At 44.2% G+C, this 17,838-nt stretch carries 11 protein-coding genes; 6 read left to right on the top strand and 5 right to left on the bottom strand.

All coding sequences use genetic code 11. From position 1 onward, the window contains the following. Nucleotides 1-25 precede the first annotated feature (25 nt). Entirely contained in the window at nt 26-2,974 is a 2,949-nt protein-coding gene (locus tag BUB99_RS11810; RefSeq protein WP_073122723.1) for a glycosyltransferase family 117 protein, read from the bottom strand. Nucleotides 2,975-3,170: 196 nt separating this feature from the next. Here BUB99_RS11810 and BUB99_RS11805 point away from each other — a divergent pair, with 196 nt between their 5' ends. The 5 genes from BUB99_RS11805 to BUB99_RS11785 all read left to right on the top strand — a co-directional run bounded on the left by BUB99_RS11805 (nt 3,171) and on the right by BUB99_RS11785 (nt 12,442). After that, the gene (locus tag BUB99_RS11805; protein ID WP_084190523.1) at nt 3,171-5,660 is read left to right on the top strand and encodes a M1 family aminopeptidase; all 2,490 of its coding nucleotides are present in this window, start codon (nt 3,171-3,173) and stop codon (nt 5,658-5,660) included. A gap of 116 nt (nt 5,661-5,776) precedes the next feature. Further along, complete coding sequence (locus BUB99_RS11800; RefSeq protein ID WP_073122722.1) at nt 5,777-6,307, top strand: RNA polymerase sigma-70 factor; 531 nt, start codon at nt 5,777-5,779, stop codon at nt 6,305-6,307. Nucleotides 6,308-6,431: 124 nt separating this feature from the next. After that, complete coding sequence (locus BUB99_RS11795) at nt 6,432-7,376, top strand: FecR family protein (RefSeq protein WP_073122721.1); 945 nt, start codon at nt 6,432-6,434, stop codon at nt 7,374-7,376. 74 nt (nt 7,377-7,450) lie between these two features. Next, entirely contained in the window at nt 7,451-10,687 is a 3,237-nt protein-coding gene (locus tag BUB99_RS11790) for a SusC/RagA family TonB-linked outer membrane protein (RefSeq protein WP_073122720.1), read from the top strand. Nucleotides 10,688-10,693: 6 nt separating this feature from the next. Next, nucleotides 10,694-12,442 carry a RagB/SusD family nutrient uptake outer membrane protein gene (locus tag BUB99_RS11785; protein WP_073122719.1) on the top strand — a complete coding sequence of 583 codons (1,749 nt, stop codon included), beginning with the start codon at nt 10,694-10,696 and terminating at the stop codon, nt 12,440-12,442. Nucleotides 12,443-12,599: 157 nt separating this feature from the next. Here the strand turns inward: BUB99_RS11785 and BUB99_RS11780 are convergent, their stop codons facing one another. Continuing rightward, nucleotides 12,600-14,504, bottom strand: coding sequence for a metallophosphoesterase family protein (locus BUB99_RS11780; protein ID WP_073122718.1), 1,905 nt, complete (start codon nt 14,502-14,504; stop codon nt 12,600-12,602). Nucleotides 14,505-14,923: 419 nt separating this feature from the next. Between BUB99_RS11780 and BUB99_RS11775 the strand changes: the two genes are divergently transcribed. Beyond that, nucleotides 14,924-15,451 (top strand): DUF1697 domain-containing protein, encoded by a 528-nt coding sequence (locus tag BUB99_RS11775; protein WP_073122717.1) that lies wholly within the window; start codon nt 14,924-14,926, stop codon nt 15,449-15,451. 22 nt (nt 15,452-15,473) lie between these two features. Here the strand turns inward: BUB99_RS11775 and BUB99_RS11770 are convergent, their stop codons facing one another. The 3 genes from BUB99_RS11770 to BUB99_RS11760 are packed head-to-tail and all read right to left on the bottom strand — an operon-like array spanning nt 15,474 to nt 17,833. After that, the gene (locus BUB99_RS11770; RefSeq protein ID WP_073122716.1) at nt 15,474-16,187 is read right to left on the bottom strand and encodes a LytR/AlgR family response regulator transcription factor; all 714 of its coding nucleotides are present in this window, start codon (nt 16,185-16,187) and stop codon (nt 15,474-15,476) included. After that, a complete protein-coding gene (locus tag BUB99_RS11765) occupies nt 16,184-17,236 on the bottom strand; it encodes a sensor histidine kinase (protein ID WP_073122715.1) in 1,053 nt (350 codons plus the stop codon). Before BUB99_RS11765 ends, BUB99_RS11770 begins: the two co-directional genes overlap by 4 nt. Before the next feature lie 39 nt (nt 17,237-17,275). Further along, the gene (locus tag BUB99_RS11760) at nt 17,276-17,833 is read right to left on the bottom strand and encodes a DUF7010 family protein (protein WP_073122714.1); all 558 of its coding nucleotides are present in this window, start codon (nt 17,831-17,833) and stop codon (nt 17,276-17,278) included. Nucleotides 17,834-17,838: the final 5 nt, after the last annotated feature.

Here is a 17,838-nt window from a genome sequence, read left to right as displayed (position 1 = left end):
AGCCACAGATGAAACCGTCCTTGGCTTACTCTATCATGCCATAGTAGTTGCGGAATAGTGTTTCATATTTTTGTGCTAGCTCGTTGTTGTCCGCTGATCTGAAGGTTCGGGCTAGCTCGCTTAGCGAAATCAGGTTTTTCTGTAGATCGAATCTATTGGTGATTCCTTTGTCAAACATATAGGCAAGCATTTCATCTGCACGTGTACCGATTTTTTCTGCCATGTCTATAGCAAGTTCTTCTTCTTCGAGTATCATGAGATAGTTAACTTGCTGCACGCTGAAGTGGTCAAATCTAACTGCCTCATCAGGCATGACCTCTAGGCATTTCATCACGGCATTGCGTGCACGTTCTTTGTCTCCTTCCAATAACAGTGCGTCTATCAGTGTGTTGAACGTCGCTCTATGGTTGAGGATGAAGTTGCGGTAATCTTCTGAGTAGTATACCTCAGGATTATCCAGCTCTCTCCAGTGGAAGTTGTTCATCAGATTGTCATACATTTTGTCTGTATCGACCATCATTTCGTTACCTGCTGGGTTCTCTACTGGCAATAGTCTAAAAGCATTTCCTTCTTGCATCATGTATTTCTTGATATTGAAGTTGACACTCGATGCGGAGGTGTTGTTGAAGTAGATCGGGCGTTCCCAGTTGTTGTTGACTATGAGATCGAGTATAGCAAGATCTTTCTTCTCTAGACCACTCCCTTTCATACTCCATGTCATTCTATCTACGAGCATGTTTTGATATTGCTCAGGGACGATTCCTTTAGCCGTTACACTCGCAGTATCTACAGCTAGGAAGAAGTTCTTCGCAGGGACTGAGTTGTACTTGCTGATAGATGTCGGTACCTGAAGAGCAGGGTGCTCATCGTTGATCAGTTTGATGAACTGCTCAGCGTTCATCATACCTCCTTTGATGTTTTGTCTCTCGACTAGCGGTAGGTAGTCATTGAGTCCGCCCTGTGCGTAGCGATCTAGGCTCAGTCCAAATGGCAATGGCTCAGATTCATAGGCGTCACGCATCATCTGCGCGATGTACCAGTCTGTATTGAAATAGCTGAGTACAATCACACGAACGTCTGTTCGGAATCCTTCGACCTCTTGTACATACCACAGTGGGAAGGTGTCATTGTCACCACCAGTGAAGATGATTGCATTTTCCTCGCATGAGGCTAGGAAGTTCTTCGCAGAGTCTACAGAGAAATATCTGTCAGATCTATCGTGATCATCCCATCCTTCACTCGCCATGATCGCAGGAGCGGATAGACATAGTAAGATGGATAAGATCGCAGCGACATTACCCGCTTTGATTATTTTTTTCAATCCTAGCGATAGCGGTATCACAGCTAAACCGATCCAGAAAGCATAAGCATAGTAGGATCCTGCATAGATATAGTCTCTCTCTCTAGGCTCAGTAGGAGGAGAGTTGAGGTAAAGTACCACTGCCACACCTGTGAGGAAAAACAACATCGCGACGAAGGAGAAGTTCCTTGGGTCTTTGTAGTACTGAAAGATCAATCCGATGATGCCCAGAAAGAGTGGGATCATGAAGAAGGCGTTTCTCCCTTTGTTTTCTGCTAGTGAAGAAGGTACCTCTTCGAGTGCATCGAAGATGCCGAGCCAAGTGGCTCCTTGTATGTCGGAGGCTCTACCAGCGAAGTTCCACATAAAGTAGCGGAAGTACATCGTGCCGATCTGATGCCTTAGCATGAAGTAGATGTTATCACTAAAGCTGGGCTTCTCTCCCTGTTTTAGTCCTAAAACTTCACGGTATTTCTGGACATGACCTGGTTGCGAACTGTAGGTTCTCGGTAGGATGGTTGTCTGTTTTGGATCGTATTTGTATTCCAGTTTGTAGTCGGAGATTTCGTATTTTTCTTTGCCTTTTCTATAGACAGCATCTCCCTTTTCTTGCCCCACTAACTCGGCAGTGAAGTATTGGCCATGGAGTAGTGGTCTACTGCCGTATTGCTCACGTTTGAGGTATGATACATAACTGAGTATATCCTCAGGGTTGTTCTCATCAATAGGAGGGTTGTACGTCGAGCGAATCAAGACGATCGAATAGGATGAGTAACCTATGATGATGAAAGCAAAGGCAACCAAGATGGTATTGAGTGTAACTTTTTTTGCTTTGATAGAATAATAGATTCCGTAGATGAGCCCTCCTAAGAACACGACAGCAAAAAAGATAACACCTGAACCAAATGGGAGTCCGAGGTTGTTGACAAAGAAAATTTCTAATACACTGGCCATACTCGGTAGACCAGGGATGACACCACTCATGATGATCATCACGATAGCGCCACTGATGGCGAGGGTAGCGATGATGCCATTTCGGGTGACTTTTTCTCTTTTCTTGAAGTAGTAGATCAGGCCGAGTGCAGGTAGTGTGACCAAGTTCAACAAGTGAACACCAATAGATAGACCTACCATATAGGCGATCAAAATAATCCATCTGTTTTCGTCTGAAGGGTCTTTGATGTTCTCCCATTTGAGGATCGCCCAAACCACGAACGCGGTAAAGAACGAAGACATGGCATATACCTCTGCTTCTACAGCAGAGAACCAAAATGAGTCTGAGAACGTGTAGGCCAATGCACCTACTACACCACTACCGATGATCAGTAGGTAGTTGGTTAATGTTTCTTCGCTAGGGACTAGTTTTTTAGCAATGTGCGTGATTGACCAGAAGAGGAACAAAATCGTGAAACCACTACTCAATACACTGAGCATATTGATCCAGTAGGCCACTTGTTCTCGGTCTCCTCCTGCTAGGAAGGAGAACAACCTACCGAGTAGTAGAAAGAAGGGGGCCCCTGGTGGGTGAGGTACTTCTAGTTTGTACGACACGGCGATGAATTCTCCGCAATCCCAAAAGCTGGCAGTAGGTTCCACGGTCAATGCGTATACGGTGGTTGCTAGTGCGAATATGAGCCAGCCCGAAATATTGTTAAGTCTGTTGTAATCAATCATTGAATATATATTATTAGACTGGCGAAAATAGTAATTATTGACTAAACACAGGGAGACTTTAACCTTATCTTATCTCTTGTCGTTTTAGGGTCTAAATTTTTAACTTGCTACTACATTGTAGCTAGTTGGGTTGAATGCCCTATTTTCGTTTGAACATCATTACACATGGCTCGGGTTGAGCTTAATTATTACCTCTATGCGAAAGATCTCGTTTCTCTTTATTGTTGTTTTGTTATCTATTGGTCATGTGCAGTTATTTGCGCAAGAGACTGAGTCTGATACAGTCTCTCAGGACTATGCCGTACCTGTGTCCTACCGCGCGTCCGAGACGCGGTATTTTGATCTGCTACATACCGATTTGGCCGTTTCTTTTGATTGGGAGAAGGAGCGGTTGATTGGTACGGCTAAACTGAGTCTGAAACCTTATTTTTATGCACAGGAGGATTTGACGCTAGACGCAAAAGCCATGGCAATCCAATCCGTCATGTTACTAGATAGTCAGGGCGGGACTAAAAAACTGACTTATGACTATGACGGATCTGAAATACAGATTCGTTTAGACCGCATCTATGAGCGGACTGACACGTTAGAATTAGCTATAGATTATATCGCCAAACCCAACGAACTACCAGCAGGAGGTAGTGAAGCCATCACTGAGGATAAAGGGCTGTATTTTATCAATGCTGACGGAAAAGATCCTAACAAACCACAGCAGATATGGACACAGGGCGAGACCGAGGCGAGTTCCGTTTGGTTCCCAACCATAGACGCTCCTAACGAGCGTTGTACACAGTCCATCGCGATGACTGTTCAAGACAAATTCAATACACTCTCTAATGGGATTTTGACCAGCCAAAAGGACAATGGTGATGGCACGAGAACGGATAGATGGGTTTTGGATATCCCTCATGCGCCCTACCTATTTATGATGTCGGTAGGAGAATACGCTGTGATTCGTGATCAGTGGAGAGGTATTTCGGTTTCTTATCATGTGGAAAAGAAATACGAGGCAGATGCACAAGCGATTTTTGGTCATACGCCAGAGATGATGGAGTTTTTCTCTGAGAAGCTGGGTGTGGACTATCCATGGCCAAAATATGATCAGGTAGTAGTGCGTGACTATGTCTCAGGTGCTATGGAGAACACCACCGCATCAGTGTTCATGGAAGGGCTGCAGGTGCAAGAAAAGGAGTTGTTAGATTTTAACTGGGATGATATTATCGCCCATGAGTTGTTTCATCAGTGGTTTGGAGATTATGTGACTTGCGAATCTTGGTCCAACTTGACCCTGAATGAGGGCTTTGCCAGCTACTCTGAATACCTATGGAATGAGTACAAATATGGAGTGGACGAGGCGGATTACAACCTGCTGAATGATCGAGAAGCTTACTTAGACGAAGCGGAGGAGGAATCTAAGGATCTCATCCGGTTCTACTATGAGGATAGAGAAGATATGTTCGATACGCACTCTTATAATAAAGGTGCCGCGGTGATTCACATGCTGAGAAACTATCTAGGAGATGAAGCATTTTTCGCAGGACTCAACCTATACCTGACCCAAAATGCGCTGTCTTCCGTAGAGATTAACGATCTCCGAATGGCTTTTGAGGAGGTGAGTGGAGAGGATCTGAATTGGTTTTTTGACCAATGGTTCTTTTTTCCTGGTCATCCTGAGATCATGGTGAGCGAGACGTACGAAAATGATACGCTGACGTTGCTGGTACAGCAGGTGCAAGGAGATGACTCTCCAGTGTACAAGCTGCCGCTCTTTGTCGAGATTTGGTCTGAGGGAAAAAGCGCCAACTACCCGATTATTTTGGAAGAGGCTGTAGAGACTTATGAGTTTGCATTGACCAAAGAGCCAGAGCTGGTAGTTTTTGATACCGAGCGACAGCTACTGGGTACGGTGACGCATGCTAAGTCTCCTGAAGCTTTGGCTTTTCAGATGACGCATTCTCGGAGTTTTCAGAGTCGACTGGAAGTGGTAGAGTCGTTAGATGAGATCACGGACAAGAAACTGATCCAGCAGATATTGACGCAAGCACTCCAAGACCCGCATTACATTATTCAGGAGTTTGCTTTAGACTATATGATAGAAAAGGAAATCAAACCCAAGAAATATCAAGCACTGCTAGATCAAGCCTATACTCATGAGTCCTCCAATGTACGGAGTTATGTGATTTCCTATTTGGCAGAGACGGATTTTGAAGAGAACCAAGACAAGATCGTAGCAGCCTTGGACGATCCGTCATTCCTGGTACAAAGCACCGCTATGACTTTTCTGCTCCGAAATGGGGAGACGGTAAGTGAGGAATTGGTGCAAATTTTTTCTAAAGAGACCAATATCAATGTCGTTTTGGCCATGTCAGAGTACTATCTGACTCGGACTGGCGAAGCTTCTTTCCAGTGGTTTGCGGACAAAGCCATGGTCGTGGATGACGAAGCGCTTTACTTTTTGCTCCAAGTGTATTCGGAAAAGCTCGTCAACGCCTCGGAGGTTCGTCGCAAAGAAGCGGTCGTTTTGTACAGTGATATTGCACGCAATCACCCGACCTATTTCACCCGATTGGCTGCTTATCAAGGGCTAGTCCTGATGTCGGATCTCGATGGCGTCAATGATCTACTAGACGAAATCAAAGCAGGAGAGAAGGATGAGCGGCTACAGGCGTACTACGAGCAGTTTTAGTTTAGTAAATCGATTTATCAAATTTAGATTTCACGAAAACATAATTTTGACATAAAGAGCTTGTAATAGTATCCAGATAACTTGTGCTGACAACTAATCTGAATATTGTTACCTCTATGCATTCATCGAGTGATACGGCGTTAATCGAGCTACTGAAAAAGGACAGTAAAGTAGCATTTGAGGCGATTTATCGTCGCTATTGGGAGAAATTGTACCTCTACGCTTTTAAGTTATCGGCGGATCGTGAGCTATCTCAGAATATCGTACAGGATTTATTTGTTTCTTTATGGAATAAACGGGCATCACTTTCTATTGAGAAATTGGATACTTATTTGTTTCAATCCGTCAAGTATCAGATTTTCAAAAACTATCGAGATCAAAAGCTCTCTAAAGAAGTTTTGGAGTCTAGGTTCGAGGACTTTGTTATAGAGAACCCTTCGGTAATAGATGATTCGGATCTTACTCAGTCACTTTATACTTCTATCAATAAGCTGCCCAGCAAAAGAAAGGAGATATTCCTGATGAATAAGATTCATGATCTGAGCGTAGAGCAAATTGCCTCTGAACTGGCACTTTCTAATCAAACCGTTAAAAATCAAATCTCTTCAGCGCTCAAACAACTCCGTTTGGATCTGCAAGATGTGTAGCAAGGTTGGTATGATTGATCAGATGTTGCTTTTTTAACTTAATGATTCCTTCATCTTTTCATAATATCTACGCATAGTACGATCGGCCTCCCTTCGGTACTCTCCTTCGAATAAGAGATTTACTATGAAGCAAGGTTCCCACATATTGGAGGTTCTAATTGATAAATTTTTCAAGAAAAGGACAACCGTCAAAGAGGAGAAGTTATTAGATGATTTTTCGGAAGCCTACCGAACGGAAGAGGCGTGGGATAATGCTGTGCTGGGGGACAAGGACGAATTGTCCAACCGGATGTTTGAGACGATCTCCAATCAGATAGAGCATGAAGAGCCTAAGGTGATACAACATTATGCGCTCCAGTGGGGGATGTCCATAGCGGCAAGCATTGTCTTATTGATAGGCGTGTTTTTGTGGTTGGATAGCGATGAGGTAGAAAGCCAAACAATGATGTTTGCCTCAGGAAAGCAAATGGATTCTGTCCGTTTAGTAGATGGCACAATGATATACTTGGGAGCACATTCTGCCCTGTCCTGTGCGCCAGATTTCAATAGCAAGACGCGCCAAGTGACTTTAATCCGAGGCAATGCCTTTTTTGATGTAGCTCGCAATCCCCAAAAACCCTTTGTGATATCATCTGGACAGATTAAGACTACTGTGCTGGGTACATCCTTCAACATAGACTTGAAAGAAGACAACTGTACGGTCACGGTTCATACTGGGAAAGTCAATGTGAAATCCCAAGATCAAAGTGTCGATTTGATCCCCAACCAAGAGGCTTATTTCGCTGGAGCAACCTCTAGCCTGAGTAAAAAGACTTTGACAAATAGTCATATGACGCGGTGGTATCGACGAGATCTTCAACTGGAGAATACCTCACTCGGTGAAGTGCTGAGTGTGATTGAGTACAAATTCGGTGTTAAAGCGCAGGTAAAGAATCAAGAGGATTTGAAGACTCCTGTTACGGTATTTATTAGTCATGATGCTACACTCAGTAGCGTGATAGAGCAATTAAATTATATAACAGGTAACCTAAAAATTGAAATGTATGAAGAAATAATCACAGTTAAATAGAAACGAAAAAAACCGCAGTTGGTGCAACAACTACGGTCTTAAATCAAAGCATTGTAAAAACAAATACTTAAATAATGTATTCAAATATAATTTTTTATAAAACAAAAGCAACGGCATGTTTGGTATTCATGCTGGTAGTTTTGCTAGCTGCTGGTCCAGTATGGGCCAATAGTGAGTCACCACAGGTCAGTGTAGCGTTAAGAAATGCTACGTTGACTACTATTTTTTCTCATCTGGGAGAACAAACTGGGTACAAGTTCAGCTACGGAGAGAAGGTGATCGAGGATCAAATGACATACTCTATTGTACATAGAGGAAAACAATTACGAGAGGTACTGGACGAGTTGTCAGCAGAGGCGGACTTTAGTTATGCGGTGTCCGATCGATTGGTTTTGATCCGGAAAAACAACCCGACGGATGCCGTAGTAGGGACGGCAAAAGGTCGAATAGTGGACGAAAATAACGAGCCACTACCAGGAGCCAATGTGCTGCAAATAGGTACTACTAACGGTGTAGTGACTAATATCAATGGAGAGTTTAGCATCGATATGTTAACAGGTGATCAGACATTGGTGTTTTCATTTATTGGTTATGATTCGGAATCGGTGAGTGCTGATGAAAACATGGTGATTCAACTACTCCCGAGTTTAGAGAGTCTACAGGAAGTTGTCGTGATCGGATATGGTACGACCAATAAGGCTGATGTGACAGGAGCTTTGGATAAAGTGGATAGTGATCATTTCAGAGAGGGAATTAACACTTCTCCAGAACTGTTGTTACAAGGTAAATCTCCTGGGGTACGTGTGATTAGTTCTAGTGGGGAGCCGGGCGCAGGTGTCGACGTGATGATCAGAGGTGCAGGGTCTATTCGTAGTGGTAGTACACCGCTGTTTGTCGTGGATGGTGTGCCACTTAGCAACGCCAGTGTCAGCCCGGGAGGTCCCGATTCGGGAATCGGTAGCTCTAGAGCCAAAAACCCGTTGAATTTTTTGAACCCATCAGATATAGCATCTATCAGTGTGCTAAAGGATGCGTCTGCTGCTGCCATCTATGGCGCCAGAGGGTCTAATGGGGTCATCATCATCACTACCAAAAAGGGGCGAAAGGACGAAGGTACGCTGACTTTGGATAGTTATGTAGGACTATCTACGGTCTCTAAAAAACTGGATCTTTTGGATGCAAAGACCTATGCAGAGAACAATCCTGGCCAAGTCTATGACCCTAATGTCTCTACCGATTGGCAAGATGAGGTATTTAGAACAGCGATGACGACTAGCAATAGCTTGTCATTTTCCAAAGGAACAGATTCGGGCAATTACTATGCGTCTATTAGTCAGATGGATCAAGAGGGAGTTATCGAGCAGAGTGAGTTTGAAAGAATCTCTGGACGTATCAATGTGATGGAGTCATTCATGGATAACCAGCGGTTGAAATTGAAGGTGAATTTGACGGCTTCTCAAACGATCGACAATGCAGTACCGACTAGTGAAACTGCTGGTGCGACAGGAGAACTAATCACGCATACACTCAAGGCCAACCCTACGAGACCAGTCTATGATGAAAATGGGGACCTCTTCGATTTTGATACAGAGGGTAGTTACAATCCTATCTATATGTTAGACTTTCATGAGGATGAGACGCGGACACTCAGAGTTTTGGGCAATGTGGAGGCTAACTTTAGAATCATCAATGGGCTAGAGTATCAGCTTAATTATGGAATAGATCGCTCATTTTCGGAACGAAATACTACTTTCTATCCTAATACAACCGAGATCGAATCTTCTGGAGCCTACTACCAGCAGAACTTTGAGAACTATAATCGTTTGCTAGAGCAGTACCTGACCTATAGCAAACTCATTGGTAATTCTAAACTGGATGTATTGGGAGGGTTTTCGTATCAAAAATTTGAGCGATCAGGAACCACTTTTGGGCTCAGGGAACTAGATGACGACAGAGTCGATCCTGCCAACAACCCGAGCGTAGCATCTAACCAAGAGGCAATCGAGACGACAGGCTTTGCGGAGATCAATGAATTGCAGTCGTATTTCGGACGGTTAAACTATACCTACAAAGGAAAATATTTAGTCACGGCATCTATTCGGGCTGACGGTTCGACCCGTTTCGGGGACAACAACAAGTATGGTTACTTTCCATCATTTGCCCTAGGATGGAATATCGGTGATGAAGGCTTTCTAGCAGGTTCTGATATCGTGAATGAGCTGAAACTAAGAACGAGCTGGGGACAGACTGGTAATCAAGAAGTGCCTAACAAGGTGACACAGGAGACTTATTCTACGACTTCTAGCAATGGCTATTTTCTCAATGGCGAGGATAGCGAATTAGTCAATGGAGTGACATATACTCGTACAGCAAACCCTGATCTGAAGTGGGAAGTTGTTACGCAGTTTGATCTTGGTTTGGATTTTCAACTTTATGGAGGAGTACTTTACGGTAGCATTGACTATTATAACAAGGCAACTACAGATGCGATTCTTTTGCTCCCAGCCATACAGCCTAACTTCTCTAGTGTATGGACAAATATGGATGGAGAAATTGTCAACTCAGGTATTGAGTTCATGTTGGGTAGCCAAATCATCCAGAGTAATGATGTGTCCTGGTCCGTAGATTTTAATGGAGCGACACTCAAAAATGAGGTCAAAAATCTGCCAGTTACAGAGATATTATCAGGCAATGTGTCTGGTTCTGGAGTGTCAGGCGAGACAGTCAATATCTACAAAAATGGCTCTGCCGCAGGATCATTCAATTTGTATGAGCATCTAGGTTTTGATGAAAATGGAATCTCTCAATACTCGGATGAAAAGAAGGTTACTGAGAGTGCATTGCCGACTTTTACCTATGGGTTTAATACCATGTTTAGGTATAAGAATATTGATTTGTCTATGTCCGTTGTTGGGCAGACTGGAGCTTATATTTTCAACAATACCAAGCTGGCGACAGATCACATGTCCAATTTCTTGTCTAGCAAAAACGTGACGAATGACGAGCTGAATTCTGGACAGTCTGTGAATGATGCACTTCGTGTGTCTGATTATTATCTCGAGAGTTCAGATTATATCCGTCTCAACAATCTCCGAATAGGCTACACGTTCAATACAGCCAATATCAAATGGTTGAAGAATTTGACCCTCTATGCGACAGGTCAAAATTTGGTAACTATTACGGATTATTCGGGTTTTGATCCATCTGTCAATACCAGCAAAAATGTAGGAGGTAATACGTCTCTAGGAATAGACTATGCCAGCTACCCGAGTTCAAGAAGTTATTTATTAGGTGCAACTATTAAATTCTAAGAAACCATGAAGTTTAATAAAATGTTTAAATCAACTACCCTGTGGGGTTTGAGTTTTCTTTTGGTCGCTACGAGTTGTACTGACTTGGAAGAAATCGTGATAGACGAAATCGTCCCTGAAGACATCGAAACTGTCGAGGGCATAGAGGCCTCTTTGTTAGCAGCTACGTATGCCAAGCAGGAAAATGTATTTGCTGATTATGGTGGCGTATGGGCATTGCAGGAGTTTAGCACCGATGAGGCACTGTTGCCCGTGAGAGGTGAAGATTGGAGAGATGGTGGCAAATGGAAAGAGCTACATGAGTTTGGATGGAGTGCTGCCAGTGTAGTGCCTGAGGGTATATGGATTAGACTGAATCAAGCGGTGGCTCAGGCTGCCAGTTCGATTGAGGTTATCAAGGATAGCAAAACCGAAGAGGCTAGTTTGTACTTGGCGGAGTCACGAGCACTTTGGGTACTGTATACCTTCAATATAGTTGACTTGTTTGGTCAGGTACCATACAGAGACCCGTATGATTTGAGTTTTGGTAGCGCACCACGTATTTTGACGAGTGAGGAGGCGATAGATATATGTATCGAGACCCTAGAAGAAGCAATTCCTGATTTGGCTAGTTATGGTACTAGGGGTACTGATTCTGGCAGGTTTTCTAAGGAAGCGGCTTATGCACTTTTGGCCAAAATCTACCTGAATAAAGCGGTGTATGAGGATCGATACAACCCTAACTCTAGTTTTGATTTTGTAAGTAGTGGGTATATGGATAAAGTGATAGAGTATACCGATTTGGTCATCAACTCAGGGGCTTTTTCACTGGAGGGAGACTACTTCGAAATTTTTGATGTCAGTAATAACAATAACCCAGAACATATCTTAGCCTACATCCAAAGCAATAGTGGAGGGAATACGGGTCAGAATGATTTTACGTATTTGTCAATGGGTAGAAATCAGAAAGCTAACCCTGACAATAACCGGGGATCAAATGCTTCATGTACTACACCTGACTTTTTCGCAACATGGGATGACAACCGTGATGATCCTCGATTTCATAAGCACACGACGAATAATGGAGGAGAAGTGTTTAGAAACGATGGGACAGATGTGAGCCTTCCGTATGATGGTGTTTTTCACTTCAATAGAGGTTTTATAGAAGGACAACAGTACGGCCCCATTATTAGTGATGGAGCCTTCGAGTTTGATCCCGTAGATGCTTCTCGTGTATTGGTACAGGCACTTTATACTGAGAAGACACCTGACTTGTTGATGGACTTTACAGCAGGTTTAAACTTTGATGTAGCGGGTGATGCAGCATTTTCTCAAGACCAAATTAATCGTGGTGTCCGAGTATTCAAGCAGGAGTATGATGCAGAGAACGAGCGAGGGACAGGAGGTGTTAATATCCCATTGTTTAGGCTTGGGGGCATATATACTATGCGAGCAGAGGCGAAATTTAGAAAAGGTGATTTGACTGCTGCACTAGCGGATATCAATTTGCTACGTACCTCTCGGTGGAGTATTGATATAGATGGAAACCAGTTTTTTGGAACAGCTTTGACGAATATAGATGAGGCGGTGCTATATGAAGAGATCAGTCATGAGATGTACTGGGAAGGAGAACGTAGACAGCAGATGATTCGGTTTGGTACTTTTGAGGATGCTTATACTGCCAAGCCAGTGTCTCAGCCTTTTCGTCGCGTGTTTGCTATTCCTCAGTCAGAGATGGACGTCAACAAGGATTTTGTCCAAAACCTAGATTATTGATTTACAGATGAATCATTTCTAGTGTATAGTTGTGAAGCGCTACCAAAAAATGGTAGCGCTTTTTTTGTATGGACTTTTTGAGGTTCGGTCGGAACTAACCCTATGTTGTGTCACACGGTGTGTTCAAGCAAATACTAAGTTCTCTTAGTTTATAGGACTAGTTGTCGACCCTAGATAGGACACCAGTCTTTAGGTCAATATTAAAGTGATCCGCAGGAGCTCCATGCGCGAATGAGTGAAGTATCCGAAGTATACCATGTATGGATTTTTGTAGAGGGTGTCTGGGATCAGTAATTATGGATGTAGAATAGAGTAGCTCATATTGAGCCAGCCTATTTTGACCGATATCCATAAAAGCCAATTCGTCCGCACTTCGAAGACGGTAAAAGTCTAATATAAGATCATATCCAGTCCAAGCTTCTAGTTGTGCTGGAATGATTGATTGATTGCGGATGAGGGAGTCGTAACGCTGTATCGACTCTTCGGATAGGTTTCTGGATGAAACAAAATCGTCGAATTCAGACGCGTGCTGTATCAGTGTAGCACGCAATAGATCCAATCCATTCATGCTTAAAAGTTGATCCTTTAGATCCTTAGGCCAGTCCTGCATAAACCGAAATCGGATGAGTTCCTTGAGGTGCCATTCGGTGTATTCATGGTAGCTCTTGGATTTTAATATTTCGTCATTCCAGAGTTTTTTGCGGTTTTGTGATTGTAGATAGTCATGTTCCATTTGATAGAGAGGAAACAACTCGTCGAATCTTGGAACCTTGTCTAACTTGACAGTTTCTACTTCGAACCGATCAGTATGAATTGTTGCTATTTTATAGCCTGGGATATAAGCGGCCAAGGATGGGACTTGCACATTGGTTAGATGATTCCCTTGTTCTGTCGTCCTCTCTCCGGTATCGTTGATGTGCATATGTCCACCAAAGTGTACTTTCAGTCCAGCGTCCGCAAAGGTTTGTGCGACAATTTCTGAAGGCACACGATGTAATTGGAGTTTGTTCTCCCCTAATACTTGCGCAATGTCTGCCGTCGCATCATCATTGAAGTCTATCATGGGGTAATGACTAAATGGGATCAGTGTTTTATCTAATCTTTTGGCGTTCTTTATGACTTCTTTGATCCATGGGATTAAGTGAGACTTGTGATGCATCACATTGTTAAATCCCGTACTAGCTCCTTCATAGCTATTTGGGTCATGCGGAGCATTTATGGCTTGTTGTTTTGGAACATAGACGTTGGCGTCTATTGACAGGAACCAAACTCCCTCGATAGGTTCTGAGAGATAACTAACGTCGGGAATTCGAAAAGGCTGAGCCCCGATGGTGTATTGTCGGACATCAAGAACTGCTTCTTGCTTAGCCAAATCAAAATCATAGTCTTCATAACTATAGCTAGAGTAGGGACTAGCCCAGTAGAGATCAGATGACTTAGGAAAGAAACCAAAATCTGCCAGTTCATTTGTAATGTCTCGATACCCTGATTTTTGTATATCGGAGGTGATCACCACGGGTAGATCATCCATAGATGAGCTGTTGTATAAGTCGGCTTGACTCATGATGACTTGCTCTTTTCCTCCTAGCCCCATAAAATCCGTTTTGCCAGCAGGCAGATTGAAAGGTCGTACAGGATCATGGTTGCCTGTCGCCATTAAGAAACAGATACCATGTTTTGTCCGGTACTCCTCCAAAATCCGCTTTAGCGCACGAATATTTATGGGTTGACCATCGTCACTAAAGTCACCTGGCATGACTACATACTTGATTTTTCTTGATACTATGTCATCTAATGCAGCGATGAATGCGAAGTAATTTTCGTTAAATATCCGTGTGGAGTGGAGCTGAGCATCCATTGTCCGGATTGTATTATACTTACCGTTTGCCGGGTTTTTTATACCTCTGTAATCTGTGTCGCCCCATTGAGCATAGATGTCCTGTAGATGAATATCTGCTAAGAAGGCTATGGATAGGGGATCGTTATGTTGTGTGCAGCCTAAGTGGCTTATAGCGGCTGCTAATATGATACTAAGGAGTGTTATGCGATTAAAAATCATCATGGAGACGGGTTGAAAGAGTCTTTTGTAAAGTGCAAAATACTTGAAAGTCTATTTTTAATCTGCTTAAAGCAGAGTTATCAAACTGTTACTAATTATTGATTGTCAGAGGAGAGGGACCGTTCTCCTATTCTGCAAGTTGCGACTCTTTGTAGAAAATTGAATAAAGGAGAGCACCAACTATCCGATCATTTTGGAGGACATTTCAGGCGTACTGCGTGCAGTTTTAAATGCCTCACTGACACATGCTTGATTTGGCTGAAATACCTATGGTTATTCGAAGTTGATTCAGAGTGGAGTGAATATATTTTGCCTATGCTATGAGTTGAAAATGAACCGAGTCTGCCAGGTGTTTCGTGTAGGTTTAATTGCTAATTCTGTCTGCTTTGTGAAGTCTAGTTACTAATCTCTATCTTCATCCCATGAAAAAATACGTCGCACTGCTGAGAGGAATCAATGTCAGCGGACAAAAGAAAATCAAAATGGCTGAGCTGAAGGTCGCTCTGGAGGCTGCGGGCTTGCAGTCGGTGCAGACCTATATCCAAAGTGGCAATATAGTGTTCGAGAGTGAGGAGTCGGAGGAGCAGGCCGCTGCCCGCATCGAAGGGGCGATCTATGGAGCATACAATTTTGAGGTGCCGACGGTGGTGTTTGAGCAGTCGACTTTGGAGGGGATTAGAGCGGCGCATCCTTTTCGGACACAGGTAGAAGATACCAAAGGGCTCTATGTCTGCTGGATGCTGGACGAGCCTGCCGAGGATAGATTACAGCTTTTGGCGGATGCCGATCTAGGTGGAGATGAATATCAGATCATAGACCACCTCATCTATACGTGCTACCACCGGGGGATGGGAAAGTCCAAAATGGACATTAGTTTCTTAGAAAAGAAGCTGAAAGTCCGTGCCACCTCGCGCAACTGGAACACAGTGAGCAAACTCATCGAGATGTAATTCGATCAGCTGATGTGCTGAATCAAAAACTCATCAGCTCCTTGAACTTGAGGGTCTGTCGACGGGAAACCTCTACGATGGAGCCATCACGGAGGTGGATGCGTATGCTCCCACTAAACCAAGGTTCGACACGATCGATCCATTTGAGGTTGATGATTTGTTGGCGGTTGGCTCGGAAGAATGTCTGAGGGTCAAGGCGCGTCTCCATATAATTGAGCGTCTTGGGGATCATAGGGGTCTGCTCTTCGAAGTAGATTTTGGTGTAGTTGTCATAGATTTCGAAGATACGGATGTGCTTTAGTTCGACGAACCAGCAGTTCTCCCCGTCCTTGACGAATACTTGGCTGTTTTCAGAAAGTAGTTCTTTGGGTTGCTCTTGTTTGTCACTGAGTTTACTCCTGACTTTGTCCAGTGCTGTTTTGAGACGCTCTTCTTTGACGGGTTTTTGGAGGTAGTCGAGGGCGTTGTAGTCAAAGGCCTTCATGGCGTACTCGTTGTAGGCGGTGACGAAGATCACTTCAGGCACTTCGTCGAGTAGCTCTAGTAGCTGGAACCCGTCCTTGCCCGGCATCTGGATATCTAGGAAGATCAGGTCTGGGTGTACTTGTTCGATGAGGGTTTTGGCTTCATCGACGTTGGCCGCTTCGCCGACTATATCTAGACCCTTCGTGTTTTGGAGTAAAAATCGTAGCTCCTGTCGGGCCAGTTTGGTGTCGTCTATTAGTATTGCTCTCATTGTCTTGCGGGGAATTGTAAGGTTGCGGTGACTAAATTATCCTTTTCTGTCAAATCAAAAGAAGGGGATACATCGAAAAGTAGCCGGATGCGCTCTTGCGCATTTTTGACACCTATGCCTGTGCCTGTTTTGGAATGCTCGAGGCTGCCCGTATTGGATGCAGCGATGACGAGCTGGTCGTCTTGTTGCTGGATCGAGATGCGTATTTGTCCTCCGTCTTTGATTTGTGAGATGCCATGCTTGACGGCATTTTCGGCCATGGTTTGGATGATCATGGGAGGGATGATGCAGCTCAAGGTGTTTTCGTCCGCATCGACGTTGTAATCTAGACGTCCGTCGTACTGGATGCTTTCGAGATCGAGGTAGTTTTTGACGATATCGACTTCCTCAGCGATGGTGACCTGTGCCCGCTGACTAAAGGCGATGGAGTAGCGAAGCAAGTCGGAGAGGTTGGTCACCATGTCGCGGGCGATCATCGGTTGGTCGAGGATGAGTGCCCGGATGTTGTTGAGCGAGTTGAAAAGGAAGTGTGGATTGATTTGTGCCTTGAGGGCAATGAGTTCGGCTTCCTTGAGCGAAGATTGAGTCTCTAGTTTCTCGATTTTATTCTTTCGGGCGCTTTCGGCGTATTTGTATCCCACATAGATAACACTCCAAAACATCAGCATGAAAAACAGGTTGGCAGTGTATAGAGGTATGCTCGACCACTCGATAGGGTGCACGGTGTTGTGCCAATCCAGTAAGCCGACCATCATCAAGTGTATCGCCGCGATCGCCAGTACCGAACCTGCAATCGTGAGTCCTAAAATTCGCAAGGCTAGTGCTCCAGTTCCTAGTTCGATCCATCCTTTGCGCAGAATGACGATTCTGATCGCGTGGGAGGTCAACAGTACACATAGCCCGATGATGACTTGCAGCGCGATGACTTTGGGGAGCTTGTCATCCTCGGTGGTATGAGTGATAGCATTGTAGATGAGTAATCCCACATATATGCCCCAGCCGATGAGTTGGCAGCTCCAGTAGAGGGTGGCTTTGGTGATGTTTTGCATGGGACGTAAAGATAATAGGTTCTTGTTTTCTCCTGTTTCTTATGACGTAACGATACTCGGCAGTTGTTTCTTTCTGTTTCGGAAGATGATGAGAGTTACGATGTAGATCGCTACGATGGCGAAAGGAATCGTGACGAAGCGGTCGTCGGGAAAGATATACCAAAGCGCAAGCAGTCCAAGGGTGCGTGTGACAGCATGAAATATCCCCACCCAGTGCTGAATGATCCAGGTGAAGGGGAGCCACATCGTCCCCGTGAGTATCCCAACAGCGAGCGGGAGCGAGCTGATGTCCTGACGAAAAAATGGGATGGCTATCGCATAGACAAGGAAGGATTGCCCTACGGCGAATAAAAATAGTTGGTCAAAGGGGTTCTTTTTCTTTCTCTGTTCGGAGAAGTTCTCCCCTGTGAATCGGGAGAGGAACATCGCCAAATAGACGATACTACCCGTACCGATGAATAGGATCCAGACGGTGGCCTCAGTAGAGAGAAAAATGCCTGACAAGCCGATGAATAGCCAGATGATTAGTCCCGCTAGAGGAGTAGCGATGAACGGGCGGTTAGAAAATTCGATTCTGTGTTGCTCTAGTGTTTTCATGGTTT

The organism is Reichenbachiella agariperforans, from assembly GCF_900142205.1.
Taxonomy (GTDB): Bacteria; Bacteroidota; Bacteroidia; order Cytophagales; family Cyclobacteriaceae; genus Reichenbachiella; species Reichenbachiella agariperforans.
The sequence above is the reverse complement of the archived record's forward strand: the minus strand, read 5'-3'. Positions and strand labels throughout refer to the sequence as shown.

Bases quoted from the DNA above. Each gene is read 5' to 3' on its own strand.
- BUB99_RS11770 (WP_073122716.1), bottom strand. From the start codon at position 16,187: ATGAGAGCAATACTAATAGACGACACCAAACTGGCCCGACAGGAGCTA.
- BUB99_RS11785 (WP_073122719.1), top strand. From the start codon at position 10,694: ATGAAGTTTAATAAAATGTTTAAATCAACTACCCTGTGGGGTTTGAGT.
- BUB99_RS11790 (WP_073122720.1), top strand. From the start codon at position 7,451: ATGTATTCAAATATAATTTTTTATAAAACAAAAGCAACGGCATGTTTG.
- BUB99_RS11805 (WP_084190523.1), top strand. From the start codon at position 3,171: ATGCGAAAGATCTCGTTTCTCTTTATTGTTGTTTTGTTATCTATTGGT.
- BUB99_RS11795 (WP_073122721.1), top strand. From the start codon at position 6,432: ATGAAGCAAGGTTCCCACATATTGGAGGTTCTAATTGATAAATTTTTC.
- BUB99_RS11800 (WP_073122722.1), top strand. From the start codon at position 5,777: ATGCATTCATCGAGTGATACGGCGTTAATCGAGCTACTGAAAAAGGAC.
- BUB99_RS11760 (WP_073122714.1), bottom strand. From the start codon at position 17,833: ATGAAAACACTAGAGCAACACAGAATCGAATTTTCTAACCGCCCGTTC.
- BUB99_RS11780 (WP_073122718.1), bottom strand. From the start codon at position 14,504: ATGATGATTTTTAATCGCATAACACTCCTTAGTATCATATTAGCAGCC.
- BUB99_RS11765 (WP_073122715.1), bottom strand. From the start codon at position 17,236: ATGCAAAACATCACCAAAGCCACCCTCTACTGGAGCTGCCAACTCATC.
- BUB99_RS11775 (WP_073122717.1), top strand. From the start codon at position 14,924: ATGAAAAAATACGTCGCACTGCTGAGAGGAATCAATGTCAGCGGACAA.
- BUB99_RS11810 (WP_073122723.1), bottom strand. From the start codon at position 2,974: ATGATTGATTACAACAGACTTAACAATATTTCGGGCTGGCTCATATTC.